14 protein-coding genes are annotated in these 18,185 nt (G+C 64.6%); 9 read left to right on the forward strand and 5 right to left on the reverse strand.

Annotated elements, in window-relative coordinates; genetic code table 11:
* Positions 1-175 precede the first annotated feature (175 nt).
* Positions 176-1,360 carry an ATP-binding protein gene (locus ACH13J_RS10030; RefSeq protein ID WP_397543194.1) on the forward strand — a complete coding sequence of 395 codons (1,185 nt, stop codon included), beginning with the start codon at positions 176-178 and terminating at the stop codon, positions 1,358-1,360.
* A gap of 392 nt (positions 1,361-1,752) precedes the next feature.
* On the opposite strand, the gene ACH13J_RS10035 is transcribed toward ACH13J_RS10030, so the two are convergent.
* The gene (locus ACH13J_RS10035; protein WP_397543195.1) at positions 1,753-2,469 is read right to left on the reverse strand and encodes a sugar transferase; all 717 of its coding nucleotides are present in this window, start codon (positions 2,467-2,469) and stop codon (positions 1,753-1,755) included.
* Between the two features lie 653 nt (positions 2,470-3,122).
* Between ACH13J_RS10035 and ACH13J_RS10040 the strand changes: the two genes are divergently transcribed.
* From ACH13J_RS10040 to ACH13J_RS10065, 6 genes are all read left to right on the forward strand, one after another.
* Positions 3,123-4,388, forward strand: coding sequence for a polysaccharide biosynthesis/export family protein (locus ACH13J_RS10040; protein ID WP_397543196.1), 1,266 nt, complete (start codon positions 3,123-3,125; stop codon positions 4,386-4,388).
* A complete protein-coding gene (locus ACH13J_RS10045; protein WP_397543197.1) occupies positions 4,385-6,601 on the forward strand; it encodes a GNVR domain-containing protein in 2,217 nt (738 codons plus the stop codon). Before ACH13J_RS10040 ends, ACH13J_RS10045 begins: the two co-directional genes overlap by 4 nt.
* A 13-nt stretch (positions 6,602-6,614) precedes the next feature.
* A complete protein-coding gene (locus ACH13J_RS10050; RefSeq protein WP_397543198.1) occupies positions 6,615-7,748 on the forward strand; it encodes a glycosyltransferase in 1,134 nt (377 codons plus the stop codon).
* A gap of 60 nt (positions 7,749-7,808) precedes the next feature.
* Positions 7,809-9,209, forward strand: coding sequence for a hypothetical protein (locus ACH13J_RS10055; RefSeq protein ID WP_397543199.1), 1,401 nt, complete (start codon positions 7,809-7,811; stop codon positions 9,207-9,209).
* Positions 9,210-9,401: 192 nt separating this feature from the next.
* Positions 9,402-9,578 carry a hypothetical protein gene (locus ACH13J_RS10060; RefSeq protein ID WP_397543200.1) on the forward strand — a complete coding sequence of 59 codons (177 nt, stop codon included), beginning with the start codon at positions 9,402-9,404 and terminating at the stop codon, positions 9,576-9,578.
* Positions 9,575-11,107 carry a glucosamine inositolphosphorylceramide transferase family protein gene (locus ACH13J_RS10065; RefSeq protein ID WP_397543201.1) on the forward strand — a complete coding sequence of 511 codons (1,533 nt, stop codon included), beginning with the start codon at positions 9,575-9,577 and terminating at the stop codon, positions 11,105-11,107. The genes ACH13J_RS10060 and ACH13J_RS10065 overlap by 4 nt, the downstream gene beginning before the upstream one ends.
* Here the strand turns inward: ACH13J_RS10065 and ACH13J_RS10070 are convergent.
* A complete protein-coding gene (locus ACH13J_RS10070) occupies positions 11,094-12,299 on the reverse strand; it encodes a polysaccharide pyruvyl transferase family protein (protein ID WP_397543202.1) in 1,206 nt (401 codons plus the stop codon). The genes ACH13J_RS10065 and ACH13J_RS10070 overlap by 14 nt on opposite strands.
* A 161-nt stretch (positions 12,300-12,460) precedes the next feature.
* Between ACH13J_RS10070 and ACH13J_RS10075 the strand changes: the two genes are divergently transcribed.
* Entirely contained in the window at positions 12,461-13,690 is a 1,230-nt protein-coding gene (locus ACH13J_RS10075) for a glycosyltransferase (protein WP_397543203.1), read from the forward strand.
* 21 nt (positions 13,691-13,711) lie between these two features.
* Here the strand turns inward: ACH13J_RS10075 and ACH13J_RS10080 are convergent, their stop codons facing one another.
* Positions 13,712-15,127 (reverse strand): oligosaccharide flippase family protein, encoded by a 1,416-nt coding sequence (locus ACH13J_RS10080; RefSeq protein ID WP_397543204.1) that lies wholly within the window; start codon positions 15,125-15,127, stop codon positions 13,712-13,714.
* Positions 15,128-15,275: 148 nt separating this feature from the next.
* On the opposite strand from ACH13J_RS10080, the gene ACH13J_RS10085 reads away from it, so the two are divergent.
* Positions 15,276-16,349 (forward strand): GNAT family N-acetyltransferase, encoded by a 1,074-nt coding sequence (locus ACH13J_RS10085; RefSeq protein WP_397543205.1) that lies wholly within the window; start codon positions 15,276-15,278, stop codon positions 16,347-16,349.
* Positions 16,350-16,352: 3 nt separating this feature from the next.
* Here ACH13J_RS10085 and ACH13J_RS10090 read toward each other — a convergent pair whose 3' ends face one another.
* Together ACH13J_RS10090 and ACH13J_RS10095 are read right to left on the reverse strand one after the other, a co-directional pair.
* Positions 16,353-17,420 carry a GNAT family N-acetyltransferase gene (locus ACH13J_RS10090; protein ID WP_397543206.1) on the reverse strand — a complete coding sequence of 356 codons (1,068 nt, stop codon included), beginning with the start codon at positions 17,418-17,420 and terminating at the stop codon, positions 16,353-16,355.
* Between the two features lie 196 nt (positions 17,421-17,616).
* A complete protein-coding gene (locus ACH13J_RS10095) occupies positions 17,617-17,946 on the reverse strand; it encodes a hypothetical protein (RefSeq protein WP_397543207.1) in 330 nt (109 codons plus the stop codon).
* Between the last annotated feature and the right edge of the window lie 239 nt (positions 17,947-18,185).

Raw genomic sequence — 18,185 nt, forward strand, 5'->3', positions numbered from 1 at the left:
GCAGGTTTCCCGGGCCTGTCTGCGCAGGCCGATGCAGCCCAATAGGGCCTATAAAATAATTTAAAAACAAGGGCTTGCAATCTGGACAGGCAGAGGGTGGAGCACGTACCATTGGCTGTTGACCAACGCCACGGGCAAACGCGCCGTTGCTCGAAAGTCGTGAAAGGGTTGTGCCATGGACCGTGAAACTTTCGTCATGTTGCTGGGCAACTACCGGCCAACCGTGGCGGTGGCCCGGAGCCTGGCGTCGCTGGGATACAAGGTGATCGTGAGCCGCGATGCCGGGGGGTTGGCCGCGGTGTCGCGGTCCGTGGCCGAGGTCTGGGATGCGCCGAAGGCAGCAGGCGACCCGGGCTTCTTTGACTGCCTTGCCGATTATCTCGAACGGCGTCCCGAAATCGGGGTCGTTGTCCCGGTGGAAGAGAAATACGTGCTGGGACTGGCGCACAACCGCGCGAAACTGCCCGGGGACCGCGTCTACGCGACCCCAGCCGACGAAACGGTAAAGACCTGTCTCGACAAGGTCGCGATGCTGCGCGTTGCCGACAGGGCCGGGGTGCCGTCGGCCCCGGCCGAGGTGGTCGAAACGCCCGCGCAGATTTTCGACGCGGCGGCGCGGATCGGCTTCCCCGTCATCGTGCGGCCGCTCTCTTCCAGCCGGCCGGTCGCCGGGCGAAAGGCCTTCATCACCCGCAAGGAGGGGGAGCTGCGCGCCTCCCTTGCCGTTTGGCCGGAGGGACATGACCAGCTGATCGTGCAGCGCTTCGTTCAGGGGCCGCGCTACAACGTGGATTTCGCCGCCCGCAATGGGCGTGTCATCCGCTCGGTGGCGACGCGGATCCTGCGCACCGACGCGTTCGACGGCACGGGAATCGACGTGTGCGGAAAAACCCTGCCCATGCCCCGCGATCTGCGCGACTACGCCGCCCGGATGGCGGCCGAGCTGGATTACACGGGCGTTGGGCTGATCCAGTTCATGGTGGATCGTGACCGGGACGAGATCACTTTCGTAGAGCTCAATCCGCGTTTCAACGGGAACACCGCGGTGCCCGAGCGGGCCGGGCTGGAATTGTGCAGGCTGGCGATTGATCTGGCTGCCGACCCCGACCTTGCGCAAGACGTGTTCGAGGCGCAGGGCGGGTTGCGGCACGCCTGGTTCTACGGAGACCTCCAGGGCATTCGCAGCTCGCTTGGGCGCGGCATGATGCGCCCCGGCCAGGTGCCCGGTGCGCTCTGGCGGGCGGTCAGCGACGCGATGACGGCCGATTTCCATGTCATCTGGCAATGGAGCGATCCCCTGCCGGGTCTTAGCCAGTTTTCCAACACGTTCAGAAACGCGCTGCGCGGCAAGGCGTCCTGACGGGCGCTCGTTTCCGGCGCGCCCGCGACGGGCGGCGTTTGCGCCCAGGTTCCGGGTCCACCGGCATGATCGCGCCCGAGAATGCGGCGCAAAGGGGTAGAGGGATGACATTGCATACGACAGAAGGCAGGATATCCCCATGCGTGGTCCGACGGATGCGGGTTCACGCGATGGCCCTTTTTCGTCTTCAGGGCCGAGAATAACCGGCGGCTGAAGTGCGAGAACTACTGATCGAAGAAAGCGCATGTTTTTCCAGAAACAGATATCGGCCTGCACGCACTGGGTACGCGCCGCCCGGCCACAAAAGCTGCGTCTTGTCGTGGTGATCGCAACCGCAGCGTTCTGGCTGATGGTGGTTGCGGTCGTGCTGACACGGTGCTCCGACGAGGCCATCAGCATGCCCCTTCACGGGTCAGCATCACCTTGACGGTTTTCAGTATGATCGACAGATCGCGCCGGAACGGCCGGTTCCGGATATAGTCGACGTCCAAGGCGACCCGCTCTTCGTAGCTTACGCCGCTGCGGCCACTGACCTGCCACAGGCCGGTGATGCCCGGCTTGACCGACAGATAGTCCTGCAAGTTATCCCCGTAGTGGTGTGCTTCGTCGGTGACGATCGGACGGGGGCCGACAATCGCCATGTCGCCTTTGAGGACATTCAGGAATTGTGGCAACTCGTCGAAACTGGTTTTTCGCAGGAACAGCCCCAGGCAGGAAACGCGCGGGTCGTTTTCGAGCTTGTGCTGCGTTTCCCATTCGTGCCGTGCTGCCGGGTCGCTCTCGAGCAGCCGGGCAAGCCGCGCGTCGGCGTCTTTGGCCATCGTCCTGAACTTGAGGCATTTGAACGGAACACCGTTCCTGCCGATCCGTGTGTGACGGAACAGGATGGGTCTGCCTTCCCTGACGAGCAGGAGGATCGTGATGGTGAGCAGGAACGGCGCGAAGAATGTCAGCGCCAGCAGCGCGAACACCCTGTCGAAGCATGCCCTGGCATGGTCTTTCCAGCAAGTGGTGCGATGTGCGTCCGTTACGTATCGAATGGCGACGGATTTGCCATCGGGTCCCCCACCCGTATGTTCAATCGGATCAATTGTATCTTGAAGCCGCATAAAGTCCTACCTGCCCCGGCAGACATGGCCGAAGGTACGGGTGACCCCGATATCGCGCGTCGGGACCGCTTTTCGCGCCGCACCCCTTGCCGGCAATGACTGCCAGAGCCCCCCCTGTATTGCCGAAATGAAAATGATCTGCAGGTCCCGGCCGCGTCGCCGCAATGGGATCCGCAGGTCCGGCAGGAACACCCGCCCCGAAAGACTTGGACCCGGACAGATCCGACTTGGCGAAGTTCCGCGTGACGGGGCAAACCGTCCCCGTCGAGCGTCCGGCGGCGCGTCCGTTGTTGCCGGCCGACAGGCGCGCCGGGCTCGCGTCCCGCGGGGCCGCTGCTGCGGCGGTGCTGGATATCGCGATGCCAACACGATCCATGTCTTGCTCCGCTTTGATCGGGACGCAGGTCTTCGCCCGCCGCCCAAAAAGTTCGCCGGGGAAAACTCGGAATCCCGGATGAAAGCATCCAGGATCGTTCAGTGCCCCCGGAATCAATTCATTACGAATGCGCTCTGACGGCATTGACCGCCATCAATGACGCTCGCGCCGAATTGATGGACTGCTGGCGTGGAACGAATTCTTGCAGCGGTTCGAGATGGGTGGAATTCAGAGTTTCCGGTCTAGGGTGACGGTGTGGTTGTGTGTGCCTTGCTTGATGCTGGCCACGGCGCCGGCGCACGGGCAGGCAGAGTCGATCCCCGATACTTATGTCATCAATATCGGCGACGAGGTCGAGCTGGACATCCTCGACGATAACGAACCGCCGCAGCGCTTTACCGTTGGCAGGGATGGTGCCGTGCAGCTGCCCTATATCGGCGGTGTCGAGGTCGCAGCCCACCCCGTCGGCAAGGCGCGGGAGGTCATTCGGCAGACCTATGTCGAGCGTGAAATATTCGTGAATCCGACGGTGGATCTGTCGGTCGCCGGCTTCCGGCCGATCTCGGTGCTTGGCGATGTGCGCAATCCGGGCAATTTCGACTTTCAGCCGTTCATGACCGCCGAACAGGCGGTCGGGCTGGCCGGGGGGCCCGCGATATCGGCCAACAACGAGGAGGCCCGGGTGCTGGAACGGCGCAACCTCGAGGGGGAGCTGAGCAGCCTGGAATACGATCTGGCGGCCTCGGCCGCGCGATACGCCCGGGTCAAGGCACAGCTGGACGGTGACGCAACGGTTGAATGGGCTGATTTGCCTGTCGATCTGCGGCAGGTTGTGAACCGCGATCTCTTCGACGAGCAGAAGGTCACAGAAGACCAGATCATCGCCCTGGAAGCCGGCGATTCGGATACCCGCCGCGAATTGCTGCAGGACGCGGTGTCCGAAGCCGAGAAACGCGTCTCCCTGCTGGGTGAGCGCGAGACCGTGCAGACGGACATCCTGGAAACCGCGCGCAAGGAATTCGAGCGTGCCAAGGAGATGGTGGAACGCGGCCTGGTGCCGCGCTCCGGGCAGACCGAGGCCAGGCGCGCGGTGGGGCTGGCCGAGGACAACCTTCTGCGCCTGCGCGAGGAACGCTCCGGCGTGCTGGTGCAGCTTGCCAATCTGCGCAGCGACCTTTCGCAGTTCGACGCGAATCGGACGTCCGCCCTGCTGACCGAAAGGCAGCGTTACTGGAACGAGATCAACAAGCTGACCGGCAACCGTGCCTCGATAAAGGAGAGAATTCAGCTCCTCAGCCAATGGATGAACGCCGCGGCGGGGCTGCAGACCGAGTTGCTCGTTGAATACAAGGTGCGCCGCCGCAGTGAGAACGGCGTCGATACCGTCAAGTTGCAACCGTATGACGAGTTGCTGCCCGGCGATCTTCTGGTGATCGCGGTCATGCCGCTCGATGACACGGCCGCCCCGGCCAAGGGTGCCGCAGGGGAGAATGCCATCACCACCGACCCCGCGAAAGCGCCCGCCGCAAAGGATCAGGGATGAACCGTCCGAACGAGGATACATGGCCGCACGACAGTCACCTTGTGCCGCCCCAGCCCCCCGAGCGCCGCGACGGCGGTGGCGGGCCCGACATCGACCTGATGTACATTTTCAAGCTGTTGCGGGGCAACCTGAGGCTGATCGTGCTGGTGACGCTGCTCAGCATGGGCGCGATGTTCGCGTATCTGCAGTTCGTGCCCCCGGTCTATACCGCGCGGTCACAGGTCATCCTCGATACCCGCGAGGAGCGGGTCACGCCGGCCACGGCGGTGGTGTCCAACCTCGATGTCAGCAACTCGGTGATCGCGGGCGAGGTCGTGACGATCCAGTCGAATGTCCTGATCGGTGAGGTGGTCGATCAGCTCGGCTTGCTCGAGACGCCGGAATTCGATCCGCGGGTGGCCCGGCCCGAACCCCTTTTGGACCGGTTGAAGCGCATTGCGCGCGGTGATGATCCGCCGCACGTGGTTGCGTCCCGGCTGTCCGAATCGACCCTGCGCTCGATGGTGATCGACAGGGTTCGCAACAATCTGGAAGTCACGCAGCTCGGTATTTCCTACGCGATAGGAATCCAGTTCAGGAACCAGAACCCCGAGCTGGCGGCGATGGTCGCGAATGCCTTTGCCGACCGCTACATCGCGGCGCAGCTTGAAAGCAAGCTGTCGGCGACGATGCGTGCCAATGAATGGCTGGCCGACCGGCTCGACGAGATGAGCGCGCAGGTCGAGACCGCCGATGAGGCGGTGGTCGAATTCAAGTCAGAGATGATCGACGTCGCAAAAGGCAACGAGGACAGCATCAACCAGCTGCTGGCCGAACTGCACACGCGGCTCGTGGCCAGTTCGACCGATCGTGCGGACGCGGAAGTCCGCCTGGGCCAGGTCGAATCCCTGCTGGAGAGCGGCGGGCTGCGGGCCGTGGCCGACGTGGTCACCTCGCCGCTGCTGGAGGAGTTGCAGCGCCGCCGGGCCCAGCTGGCCTCGAACCGGGCGGAACTGGTGAGCACGCTGGGGCGCAAGCACCCGGAAATGGTATCCATTCTCGCGCAGATCAGAGACATCGACCGCAGCATAGACGCGGAGTTGCAGCGCCGGGTGGAGGCGATGCGCAGCGAGGTGACCGTGACACGCAACCGCGAAAGCGCGTTGCAGGAACAGATCGAGGTGGTGACGGACCGGGCCGATGCGCTGTCCAAGGCGTCGGTGCGGCTTGACCAGTTGCAGCGCACTGCAGAGGCCACGCGCGTCGTCTACGAGAGTTTCCTCTCGCGCTACAAGGAGACCAGTGCGCAGGCCGATTTCCAGACCTCCGAGGCGCGTGTCATCGGCCGCGCCGCCGTGCCCGTCGTGCCCTCCAGTCCGCGCAAGACGTTGATGCTGCTTGCCGCCATGGCCTTCGGGCTGTGCGCTGCCATCGCCTTCGTGTTCCTGCGCAACATGATCCGCGTTCCGGTCTCGACCGAGGCGGAACTGCGGGCGCTGACCAATCGGCCCAACCTGGGCCTTTTGCCTTACGTGCCGCATGTCGGGAGAGGTCTGCACTGGTTGAAGCGCGAGATCGCCGGAGAGACGCGGTCGACGTTCATGGAGCGGATCAAATCGATCCGTACCATTCTGTTCGACGCCTCCAACGGCAATACCCCGCGGATCGTGATGGTGACCTCGGCCGTGCCCAACGAGGGCAAGACGACGCTGAGCGTTGCGTTGGCGAACGTGCTGGCCAGGAACAAGTCCTCGGTTCTTCTGCTGGACGCCGATCTGCGCCATCCCGAACTGCGGGAGCTCCTGAACCTGCCGCAAGAGGGCGGCTGCCTCGTTGACTATTTCGAAGGCAACGGGAGCATCAAGAACCTGACCCAGAGATCGGAAAGCTTTGGGATCGACGTGGTTTCGCCGGCGCGGGCCTGTGACAAGGCGGCCGACCTGCTGGCCGATGCCCGGTTTGCCAACCTTCTGGCGCGGCTGGCGAACCGCTACCGCACGATTGTCGTGAACGCCCCGCCGGTGCTGTATCTCTCGGATGCGGTTCTGATGGGAAAACAGGCGGATGCGGTTCTGTTCACGGTCCAGTGCGGACGTACCTCGGCCAAGCAGGTGCGCAATTCCGTCAAGCGGCTGGAGACCGCCGGGGTGAAGGTCAAGGGGACCGTTCTGACCAAGGTGCGCCGGGTCGACACCGTCGCCCACGAGGCGGAAATGTATGCTTATGGCTACTAGGAAGGGCGCGTGCATGCGGGTTGCCATCGTGCATTACTGGCTGGTGGCCATGCGCGGCGGCGAAAAGGTCGTCGAAGAGCTGTTGCGGCTGTATCCCGATGCGGATCTTTTCACGCATGTCGCCGATCCCGCAAACCTCTCGCCGTTCCTGGCCGGCCGGGATATCCGGGAGACGTTCATCGCGCGCCTGCCCGGGGCGCGGCGGCACTATCAGAAATACCTTGGCTTCATGCCGCGCGCGCTGGAGGAGCTGGACCTGTCCGGCTACGATCTGGTGATCTCGTCCGAAAGCGGGCCGGCCAAGGGCGTGATCGTGCCGCCCCATGCACGGCATATCTGTTACGTGCATTCACCCATGCGGTATATCTGGGATCATTATCACGGCTACTCGGACCAGCTGGGCCGGATCGGCCGGTGGTATTTCTCGCGCCTCGCCCACGACCTGCGGATCTGGGACGTGACGGCGGCGGCGCGCGTGGACCGGTTTCTGGCCAATTCCAGCTTTGTCGCTCAGAGGTTGCAACGTTACTACAACCGCACGTCCGACATCGTGCACCCGCCCGTGGACCTCGATACCTTTCGCCTGCCCGCGGAAGAGCGCGCGCGCGAGCACTACCTTTTCGTTTCCCAGCTCGTCCCCTACAAGCGCGCCGATCTCGTGATCGAGGCGTTCCGCGGACTGGACTGCAAGCTGAAAATCGTGGGCGACGGCGACCAACGCGGCCGCCTCTTGCAAGACCTGCCGCCGAACGTCGAGCTACTGGGCCGCGTGCCGGAGGGGCAGCTTCTGGACCTCTACCAGCGTGCCAAGGCGCTTGTCTTTCCCGCGGAAGAGGATTTCGGCATCGTTCCCGTCGAGGCGATGGCCTGTGGAACGCCCGTGCTGGCCTATGGCCGCGGCGGAGCATGCGACAGCGTCGTTGACGGCAAGACCGGACTTTTCTTTGACCGGCAGAGCGCGGCGGATATCCGGGAGGCGGTCCGCGCGTTCGAGCGGCGCGCATCCGAGTTCAACGCCGCGGCGATACACGCGCATGCGCAACGGTTCGCGGCCGGGCGGTTCAGACAGGAGTTCGCCGCCATCGCCGAAGAGGTGATGCACGGCAACGCCCCGGCTCCCCCGATGCGCATGCATGCACTGAACTGAAACGGGAGAGGCCCGCGACGGCAGTCGGGCGTATCGAAGGGAGGGCCGGCGGGCAGGACAATGACGGTTTATCCGGTATCCGCGGTTTTCATGCTGCTGTGGCTGTGGGTCACGCTGAAGGACCCCGACAAGGGTTTGACCGTCGCCTTGGCTGCGTTTCCCTTTGGTATGCTGGCCGCCGTCAATGCCGGTGGATTGTCGATCCTCATGGCGCACGCGCTGGCGGCGATGACGCTGGCGGTCTTTGCGCTGCGCCGCGTGAGCGGCCGTCTGGCGCCGATGCGGATGCCGCCGGCGGGCATCTACCTGTGGTTTTTCGGGCTCTATGCCCTGTTCTCCGCGATTATCCTCGTGCGGCTTTTCTCCGGCACCTTCCTTGTGTTTCCCATGTCGTTCGACCTGAAGGGGGTGGCGGTCAGCACCGCCTTCTACTCGACGATGAAGCCGCTGGCCGTATCGAACTCGAACCTATCCCAGGCCGGGTACATACTGTTGTCCTGTATCTTCTTCCTGGTGGTGGCCGACGTGCTCAGCCGGCGCGGACCGGCCATTGTCGAGGCCGGGCTCGTCTGGGCGGCGGGATTGAATGTCGTGCTCGGTTTCGTGGACATGCTGGGCGCCGACGATCTGCTTTCCGTGATCCGCACGGCGCATTACAGCCTGAACAACCACCATGTCTTTTTCGGTTTTCCGCGCGTGATCGGCGGTTTCGCCGAGGCGTCGGAATTCGGCGCTTTCTCGGCGACGATGTTCGCCTATTTCGGGCTTTCGTTCCTGATCGGACGCAAACGACTGCACGGGCAACTCGCGCTCGGCAACCTTGCCTGCGCGGCGCTGTCGTTTTCCAGCACCGGCTACGCCTCGGTCTTTGCGGCGGTGATTGTGATCCTTCTGTCAAGCCGGCGGTTTCTTGGCCGCGGCATATCCTGGGCGTTCGGGCACGGGGTGATCTTTGTTCCTGCCATCGTCGGTATCGGGCTCAGCGTGGCGCTGATCACGACGCCGCTGCTGGATCTGGTGGGCGATGTGACGGAATTCCTGTTCGTCGAAAAGGCGATGTCGAGCTCGGGGCTGGAACGGATGGCATGGGCGCGTTCGGCGTTGAACGCAGTCTTCCAGACATGGGGGCTGGGCGCGGGGGTCGGATCGCTTCGGGCCAACGGGTTGATCGCGGTGTTGCTGGGAAGCGTCGGTATTCCCGGTACGGTGGCTTTCATCGCGTTCGTATGGACTGCATTCCGCCCGATCGGTTCTGTCGATGATGCGAACGCTATGCGCTACTTTCATGCCGCGCGCGCCGCTGCGTTGACACTTCTATCCGCCAAGCTGGTTTCGGGGACGACGCCGGACCCCACGCTTGTGCTGATGGCGGTTGCCGCCGTGGCCACGCATGCGCGCCTGCGGAGCGTCTCGTCAACACGTGCGGCGGCGGCCCCGGATGCGTTGATTTACAAAGGATAACAGGCCGTAACCCCATACGCCGCGCCCGATGCCGCCGCGTGATCAGAAACGGATCAGATCATTGATGCGATTATTGCGATCCACAAACCCGCACAGGCGAGGATCACACCAGAGCGAAGCACATTGCCGGGACAACGGGCCACCCGGTCCCGGCAAGTTCGGCCAGCGTCGAAATTCCTTGAAGGTAATGCCATGATGATGCTCGATTATCTGCCCGGGTTTCTGATAATGAATCGCGGCGATTTCGTCAACGATCCGCGATGCGCGCTCTTCGGCCGTGGCTGCATCGAACCCGTCCCGAACACGCGCGCCCTGCGAGATGCGATGTCACCATGCGCCGCGTCGATTCCGGGGAGATCCGGCACATGACCCGGCAAGCCGCCGCCGGCCAGCAGGGTGAGAGCCCGGTCGCTGTCAGCATAGTCGTCGGCCAGGATCACCTTCGCTGGCGGTCGCTGGAGCATCTTCTCGATGGGCTGACCGGCCCGCTGACCCTGTCAGAGCTGCTGGTGTCACGATCGCGGCCGGACCGGGGGGCCATGAGCGGGCTGCTTGCAGCGGAGCGGGCGATGTTTGCGCCTGCCCGCGCCGGAAAGGTGCCGAACGGGTTGAGGAAAATGCCGAAATCCGCCGACGGCATCGCCGCCTGCGACGTCATCATCGACTTTCGCCCGGGCCCCGTGCCGGGCGATCTGGCGGCACGGGCCCGGCACGGGGTCTGGCAGTTTTCCTGCCACGATACCGGCACCGTGGCGGCTGCGGTCATGCGCGGTGATAGCGCGCTTGGCTGCCGGATCCTGTGCCGGACGGCCCGCTCGCCCGTTCCGGGGATCCTGTCTCGGTGCGTGGTGGGCACCAAGCTGGCGGTGGTCCCGACCCAGGCCTTTGCCAGCGAGAAATCCGCACAGTTGATGCTGCGCGAATTGCGGCGGCTGGCCCTTTGCGGGGCACTGCCGGAACAGGAACCGGCCTGCAATGCGGCCACCGGGGACCGCGACGTGGCCGGACGCGCGATATTGGCCGGATATCTGCGCCGGGTCGCCGGGCGTGTTGCGGCAAAGGCGGTATCGCGCGTTCATCCCACCCGAGTGCCGGATCATCCTTTCGAATTGCGCATCGGCAGGGGCGATTACCTTGACGTCGATCCGGGGCGGGCAACGCCGGTCCCGCAGTCGCCCGACATGTTCTGTGCCGATCCTTTCCTGATCGAACACCGCGAGCAGGTGTATTGCTTTTACGAGGAATATCCTTTCGGCACGGGCCGCGGGCATATCGCGGTGGGGCGTATCGCGGCCGGCGGCTTGGAACGGATCGGCCCGGCGCTGGTGGCCGGGCATCACTTGTCGTTTCCCTACGTGTTCGAAGACGGGGGCGAGGTATTCATGGTGCCCGAGACGTTGCAGGCCGGTCGGATCGAGGTCTGGCGGTCCGTCGGCTTCCCGACCAAGTGGGATTTGCATGCCACCGCGCTTGCGGGCGTGCCGCTGGCCGATCCGGTTCTGGTCCGTCACGGCGGGAAATGGTGGCTCTTTGCCAATAGCAGCCATGACGGTTTCGGCGATTTCAGCAGCGAGCTTTGCCTTTTTCGTACCGACGGGCCCGGCTTGGGGCGGATCGAGGCGCACCCGTTGAACCCGGTTGCGATCGGCTCGGATGTGGCGCGCGGCGGCGGGCGCGTGTTCGAACGTGGCGGGCGGCTGTATCGCTACTCGCAGGACAACAGCGGGGGCATTTACGGCTATGGTCTGAACCTGATGGAAATCACCGAGTTGTCCGATACTGGCTATGCCGAGCGGCGCGTCGCGCATTTCACCCCAGGGGGAATCGCGGGGGCGATCGGGTGCCATCATGCCGATGCGGCGGCGGGGTGTTTCGTGGTCGATGTCAGACGGCAGTAGACATGCCCGGCAAGCGCTGGCGTCCCGCGTTCGTGATGCCGGCAATGGAAGCACGCGTTTGCGATACGACCGTCGCATGGCGGGCGGGGTCGATTCCCGTGCCGAGCGCCTCTTCCAGCAGGACGGCGACCTTGTCATGCGTGTGCTCCGCGGCCGGTAGGAAGAACCGTTCCAGCCCGACGGAATGAAGAAAGCTCTCCAGCTTTCGGTCCCAGCCCAACCCGACAACGGGGCGCTTGAAGGCATAAGCCAGAATGCAGGCATGTAACCGGTGCGCAACGACCGCGTCGAGCCGTGCCACGATGGCGGCCAGCCCGGCCGGCGTGTCGGGTGGCGTCTCCGCGCGGATTTCGCCGCGGAACATGGCCGCTGCGATGTCAGGGTGGGCCCGGACGGCGTCGAGCGCGGCGCGGTCCTCGGCGGCCCCGTTGCAGAACAGCGCAACGCGGTGCCCGCGCGCGGCAAGGCCCAAGGCGGTGACGGCGAAGCTGTCGCTGCGGCGAATGGCATTCTTCCGGCCCTCGGCGTGATAGGACAGGATGGCAGGATCGGTGACGCAAAGCCCTATCCAGCCGGTTCCTTGGTGCGTTGGATGGTAGACGTCCGCCGCGATCAGGGCCGGGTCCCGTGTCAGGCGCGGCGCCGGGCCGGTATCGCCCATCTGTTCCGTCCACGCGCGGATCGAGGCGTCATCGCGCAGCCCCACGGCTTGCAGGTCGCAATCCAGCAGCGTGCGGAAAAGCCTGGCGCCACGCGGGGTCCAGTTGCGTGCCACGCCGGCGCCGTGAACGACCGTCGGGCAGGCCAGTTCCCGCAGTATCCGCGCGATACGGTCGATCTTGAGGCAGAAATTCAGATCGGCATCGGAAAAGATCTGCCCGCCGCCGATCACGGCGAGGTCGGCCCCTTTCGCCGTGTCTCGCCAGAGTGGCTCGAAGCCGTCGAGCATCCGGCCCAGCCGGTGGACGACCAGCGCCTGCGCAGCCGGACGTGGCAGCAGGCGCAGCACCGCCAGCGCAGCCGCGCGGTTGCGCACCGTGACGGCGCCGAAGCCGGTGCGGCCCGAAATGTCGACGTGATGCACGTCGACACCGGGGCTTGCGGTCTTGAGCCCGGCACGCAGGCAATCGGCGATCACGCCGTCGCCGGTATTTGGACTGTAGGGCAGCCCGAAGATGACGATCTTGCGCACGCACCCTCCCGTTCGACGTGTCGGCCCGGGAACGCGTGTTCGGCGGCCGGTCCCGACCGACACGATAGCGGAGATTCCGGCAGGTAATCCATGACGGTCGACAACGCCGCTCTGGTGACGCTGCTAGAATACGCCGGCAAAGACCGTGGAACGAGACGGGAATGGCTCTGTCGCACGTCGTCATCATCAACGATTCGAGCCGGGCGCGGGGCGGTGCGACAGGGCTTGCGGTGCTCGGCGCGCTCGGGCTGCGCGAGCGGGGGCTACAGGTCACTTTCGTTTGCGGCGATGGGGGGGATGTTCCCGAACTGGAGGCGCAAGGCGTCGAGGTCATTGCAGCAGGGTCGGGCCGGTTGTTGCAGCGAAGCCGGGGGCACGCCATGCGCCGCGGCATCTACGACCCCGAGATGCGCGGTTTCGTGGAAGATGCGGTCAGGCGTACCGACGGTCCCGGAACGGTCTATCACCTGCACGGCTGGGCGCAGATCCTGTCGCCCTCGGTGTTCGATGCCCTGGCGCCGGTCGCCGGCAAGACAGTCGTCCACGCGCATGACATGTTTCTTGCATGCCCCAACGGCGTCTACATGGATTACCGGCGCAACGAAACTTGCCCGCGCGTACCGCTTTCAGCAGCCTGCCTGCTGACGAATTGCGACAAGCGGAGCTATGGCCACAAGCTGTGGCGGTCGTTGCGCCAGCGCGCGCTATTCCGGGCTTTCGGTGGCGGTCGCGGATGGGGGCGGATACTGGCGATCCATCCCGGCATGGTGCCCCGCCTGGCACGCGCCGGTTACACGTCGCCGCCCCTGAGCGTGCTGCGCAATCCGGCGACGCCCTTTAGTGATGAACGGGTGCAGGCAGAACGCAATCGGAGTCTCGTCTATGTGGGGCGCCTGGAGGCGGACAAGGGGGTGACCGATCTGGCCCGCGCCGCCAGCCGGGTTGGGGCCGAGCTGGTCTTTGTCGGTGACGGCGTGTTGCGTGATCGGCTTGAGGCAGAGTTCCCCGGCATTCGGATCACGGGCTGGCTGTCGCGGGCGGAAATCGGTCAATGGGTTTCGCAGGCCAGATCATTGGTGATGCCCTCGCATCATCCCGAGCCCTTCGCGCTGGTTCTGGCCGAGGCGGCGGCCAGCGGGTTGCCCGTGGCGGTTGCGAAAACGGCGCTGATGGCAGAGGAAATCGTCGCGGCCGGGCTCGGGGTCGCGTTCGACGTGTTCGACACGGGCGATTTCGATGCCGCGTTGCGACGGCTTGTCGACATGAACGAGACGGATGCCGAAGCGATGAGCCGGCGGGGCTGGTCGGGAGAGATCAGGCTGGCGCTGACGAGATCGGAATGGCTCGACCAGCTGGTCGAGAGCTATGACACGGTGCTTTCGCAAGACTGATGTTGAGCCTGGCCGGCAGGGTCAGGGTATCGGCCAGCGCAAGACCCGTTTGGAAAGCGCAAGGGCCACGCCCCCGCACCACAACAGGAACAGCCCCGACAGCGTCAGAAAGAAGCCGTCGGCCGGATCCGGACCCGCCCGCAGCGGTTGGGTCATCCAAACGAATGCAGCGCAGAGCGCGGTGAGCGTGATGGCCGGCACGAATGTCAGCATCATTTCGCGCGCGGTCAGCGCGAGGACGCGTTGCGTGACGACGATCGAGATCGCGGCCATGACCAATGCCGCCATCAGATGGGCGGTCGCGGCATGTTCCGCCCCGTAGCGGCCGTAGAACAGCAATGCCAAGCCGACCAGTGCAAAACCGAAAAGCCGTATTTTGACCAGCAACTTCTGCTGGTCAAAATTCGTCAGGGTCGGTTCGAGTTGCGTCGAGATCAGCCGCATGGCGCGTCCAACGCTCATGATCGAGATGACGACCGCGGCAGGAAGCCATGTCTCGTCAAGAACGACGGCCACCAGTTCCTCCGACAGGAGGGCGACACAAATCAGGAGCGGCCAGCCGGCAGCCGTCCCGAAGGCGACGTTCACACGCCAGTAGAGGCCGATCTGCCGCCGGTGTCCGACCTTTTCGAGCCGTGAGAACCGCGACCACGACAGCATCGTCAACGGTTGCTGCACAAGATCGGAGGCGGTTTGGGAAATCCGCGCCCCGCCACGATAGGCGCCGACAACCGAGGGGCTGAGGAACGCCCCGAGGATCAGATCGCCCCCGTAATTCACGAGCATCGCGGAACCGGACGTGACCCAGAGCGAAAGCGCCGTGTGCGCCCCCCGGCGCAGAACGTCGATATCCAGCCCGGGGCGGGGCATGCGCCGGACGACGGAGGAGGACAGGATCAGCTTGAGACCGTTGGCGGCATAGCGCGCCAGCACCAGCGACAACGGGCCGATACCCCCCAGCAATCCAGCGATCAGCGCCGCGGTTGCGCTCACCTCGGCCACGCCGGTAATGACATTGGCCGTTCGCATGCGCGCCTCGCGCAGCAGGTGCGCTTCGTTCCACGCATTGACCGCTTCGATCAGCGGGACAGCCGCGAGCGCGAGGAACATGTGCGAGGTCAGCGCCTGTCGGTCGCCGATCAGGATGCCAACGCACAGCATAAGGCCGGCCGCCACCAGCGCGACGGCCAACATGATGCCGAAGATCGTGTCACGGTCCTCGTCCGGTGTCCGGCTGCGCAGGAAGATATGGTAGAACCCGGTGAAAATGAAAGCATGGAAGATCGACGCAACCGCCCACGCCAACGCGTAGGAGCCGAACTCCGCCAGTCCCAGATACCGCGACGCGATCATGATCTGCGCCAGCGCGAACACCTGTACAACCAGCCGGGACGCCATCCCGATGACGAACGGAGAGGTCAGGGACGCCGGTAACACCTAGTGCTCCGCGGAAATGAATTTCCGGATCGCGCCGTGCCGTGCGTGCCGGAAGCCGGTTTCTGGATTGACCCGCGATTCTTGTTGCCAGCGTTGTAAACCGCTTTCATCATAAAGACGTTTTGATCTTTCTATAAGATGGTCCAAATTGGGACACGATATCATTTCCATAAGAGAATTGTCCGCTGATCTGGTCAAGGTCTGGGATGATCTTCAGGATGGGCAATGCAACCTTTCAAGCCCGTTCTTCGGCAGTGCATTCGCGCGCGCTGTCGGGCGCCGGCGCGATGATCTCCGCGTGGCGGTGCTGCGGGGTGATGATGGTGTTTGCGGGTTCCTGCCGTTCCATATCAAAACGGGCGGGTGTGCAGCCCCGGTCGGTGGGCAGATCTGTGATTACCAGGGAATCATCGGCACGGCCCCTGATGCCGGACGGCGCGGGGAAAGGTTGCTGCGCGGCTGCGGGTTGAGCGCGTACGATTTCAACCACGGTCTGGCCGGCGACCCGCTGATGTCGGCAAATGCCTTTGCGTTTTCTGTGTCCCGTCGCGCGGATCTGCGCGACGGCCTCGAAAGCTGGACGCGGGATGTTTCGGCCAACAGCAAACAGCTTGCGACCGTGCGGCGCAAGATGCGCAAGATCGAGCGCGAGATCGGCCCCTTGCGGCTGGAGCGACACGACGCCAGCGATTCCGCCTGGAGCCTTTTCAGACGATGGAAGGACGATTCGCTGCGCCAGCAGGGGGCGCCAGGGTTCCTTGAACCGGAATGGGTAAACGCGCTGATCCATGATTTGCGCGACCAGGATGAGCCGCGGTTCGGGGGAATGTTCTCGACGCTTTATGCCGGGGACCGGATGATCGCGGCGCATTTCGGGCTGCGTTCGCATCGTGCATGGCATTGGTGGTTCCCTTCCTATGATCCCGCGCTTGGCAACATGTCGCCGGGGATGGTTCTGCTGCTCCTTTGCATCGAGGAAGCGGCGAATATGGGACTTGAAGAAATTGATTTCGGACGCGGTGAACAACGCTACAAGCAACAGTTCGGCAACCGGTCCCGAGAGCTTTGCGAAGGGTCGCTGGAACGGCCGGCCACGCCCTGCGGCGCAATCCGGGCATGTCGCAAATCCATGCAGCGATTGGCCAACCGGACCCTGCCGGGACATGCCGGCGACATCTTCCGGCGCGGGTGCACCAAGGTCCTGCGCGCGGGGTTGCTGTGACGTTCATGGCGATGTGGCCGCGCGAAGGCGCCGGCGCCCGATCTCGCAGCCATCATAGGCCAGCTTGCCGAGACCGGCCAAAGTGAACGGATATATGCGCAGCGCGGCGATTTCGGTGGCCCGGTCTGTCCACCCCTTGGTCCAGTCGGCCTCTTTCCCGCAGAATTCGAAGGCGTCGTAGCCTTTTTCGGCGCTGTGGCGCACAAGTTCCAGGCGCAGCGCCTCGCCCGGCGAAAACTCGGCGAACGCGTCGTCATAGCCAAGTTTTATCGACCAGAAGCGGTTTTGCCAGACCACGGCGTATTCCACCGCTGCATCGGCGCCGCCGATGGTCAGGAAACACAACCGCAATTGTCCCTTCGCAGCCATGCGGCGGCCAAAGTCGCGAAAGAACACGGCCTGTCTTTCATCGTGCATCAGCGCCGATCCGGCACGACCTTTCCAGCTTCTGGCCTCGATCGCGATGGCGCGGTCGAACTGTCGGTCAAGGTCGACCTCCGACGGTGCGGCGATTTCCACCGCGATCGGGCCGAATCGTTCCGCCTTGCGCCATTTCCGGCGGAACCGTTGGCGCCGTTTGGCGCCGAAGTGGCGCAGCGGGTCCTGCCAGGAGTCGTCCAGTGGCAGACAGGGCGCGGCGCGCTGGGGCAGCGCCCGCGCCACGGTCATCCCGCGCTGGCCCTGCACCCGCCGCAGTTTCGCTGCAAAGTCCAGCCCGTTGGGATAATGGCCAAGTTCGACGGCCACGCCAAGGCGGGTCAGCCCTCGGGCCAGTTCTTCCAGCGCGTCCGAGTCCCGCCAGAGCAGTTCGACGGATTCCCCGATGTCGATCGACCCGAGAAGGCGAAGACCGCCCGCCCGCGCGCGCCCCAGCAGCGCCAGCCCGCGCGGGTCCGCCAGCCCCCCGGGCAGAAGCGCGAGCGTGTGCTGGCCCTGTCCATATGTTTCCGCCGCGGCGCTGAGCCAGTCATGTGTCTGCATGAGGCTGCGCTGGGGCAGGGCGCCGGAAGTCCATGCACTTGCCGGTATCGTGCCGAACTCGACGAGATCCGGAGCCCTCCTCAGCGACATGGGCACTCCCGGGGGGGCTTGCGTGTCGTCATTGTCGCGTGTTCCGCGCCATCAAGACATTCCCGCCGCGTCCGGATGAAGGGGCGGATGCGGGCGACCGGCCGGTGCAGGCTCTTACCCCCGGCCGAGAGGTCACGCGCCGCCCGGCGATTGCAACCGGCATGGGCGCCCAAGGGCACTTTCGACGAGGGCGCCATCAGGTCCGGTCGACAAGCTTGTTGCGTACCAACTGCCCAAAGGCCCGAAGCTTGGCCTGTTTGTCGGCCTTGTCGCCGTCCTGGAGCAGGCGTTTGATGCGGCACTGGTCAATGTTGAAATAATTCGCGATCTCCTTGCTGCTCAGTCCGAGACATGACCAGCTCTTGACCACGCGCGCGGGGTCCGGCCCCAGCGGATCGCCGATTTCGCGCTGCTCCCCGCATGGGGCGTTGATTGATCCCGGAACGGCGTTCCACGGGATGCTCTCCGGAGCAAACCATGCCTCGGGGTCCGCATGTCCCGAAAGCTTGTCTCCTGACTTCTTCATCTTGCGTGGATCTCCAACAGCGATTCCTCACGACACGCTACCAACGCGCCCGCCCGGCGCATTGTCGGGCATCAATGCCAACGGTATCCTGCAGTACGTCGCGCAGACGGCCGGGCGGTTCGCGTCGAACGGGACGCGTCGGGCTGGATGGGCTGCCCTGCCGGGGCGGGAATCGTTGACGGGCGTCATCGCGGGAACGTGCCGATCCTGATCCAATCCGCGACGGGAGCACCTGAGCC

Origin of the sequence: Roseovarius salis, from assembly GCF_044472985.1 — a bacterium.
Lineage (GTDB): Bacteria > Pseudomonadota > Alphaproteobacteria > Rhodobacterales > Rhodobacteraceae > Roseovarius > Roseovarius salis.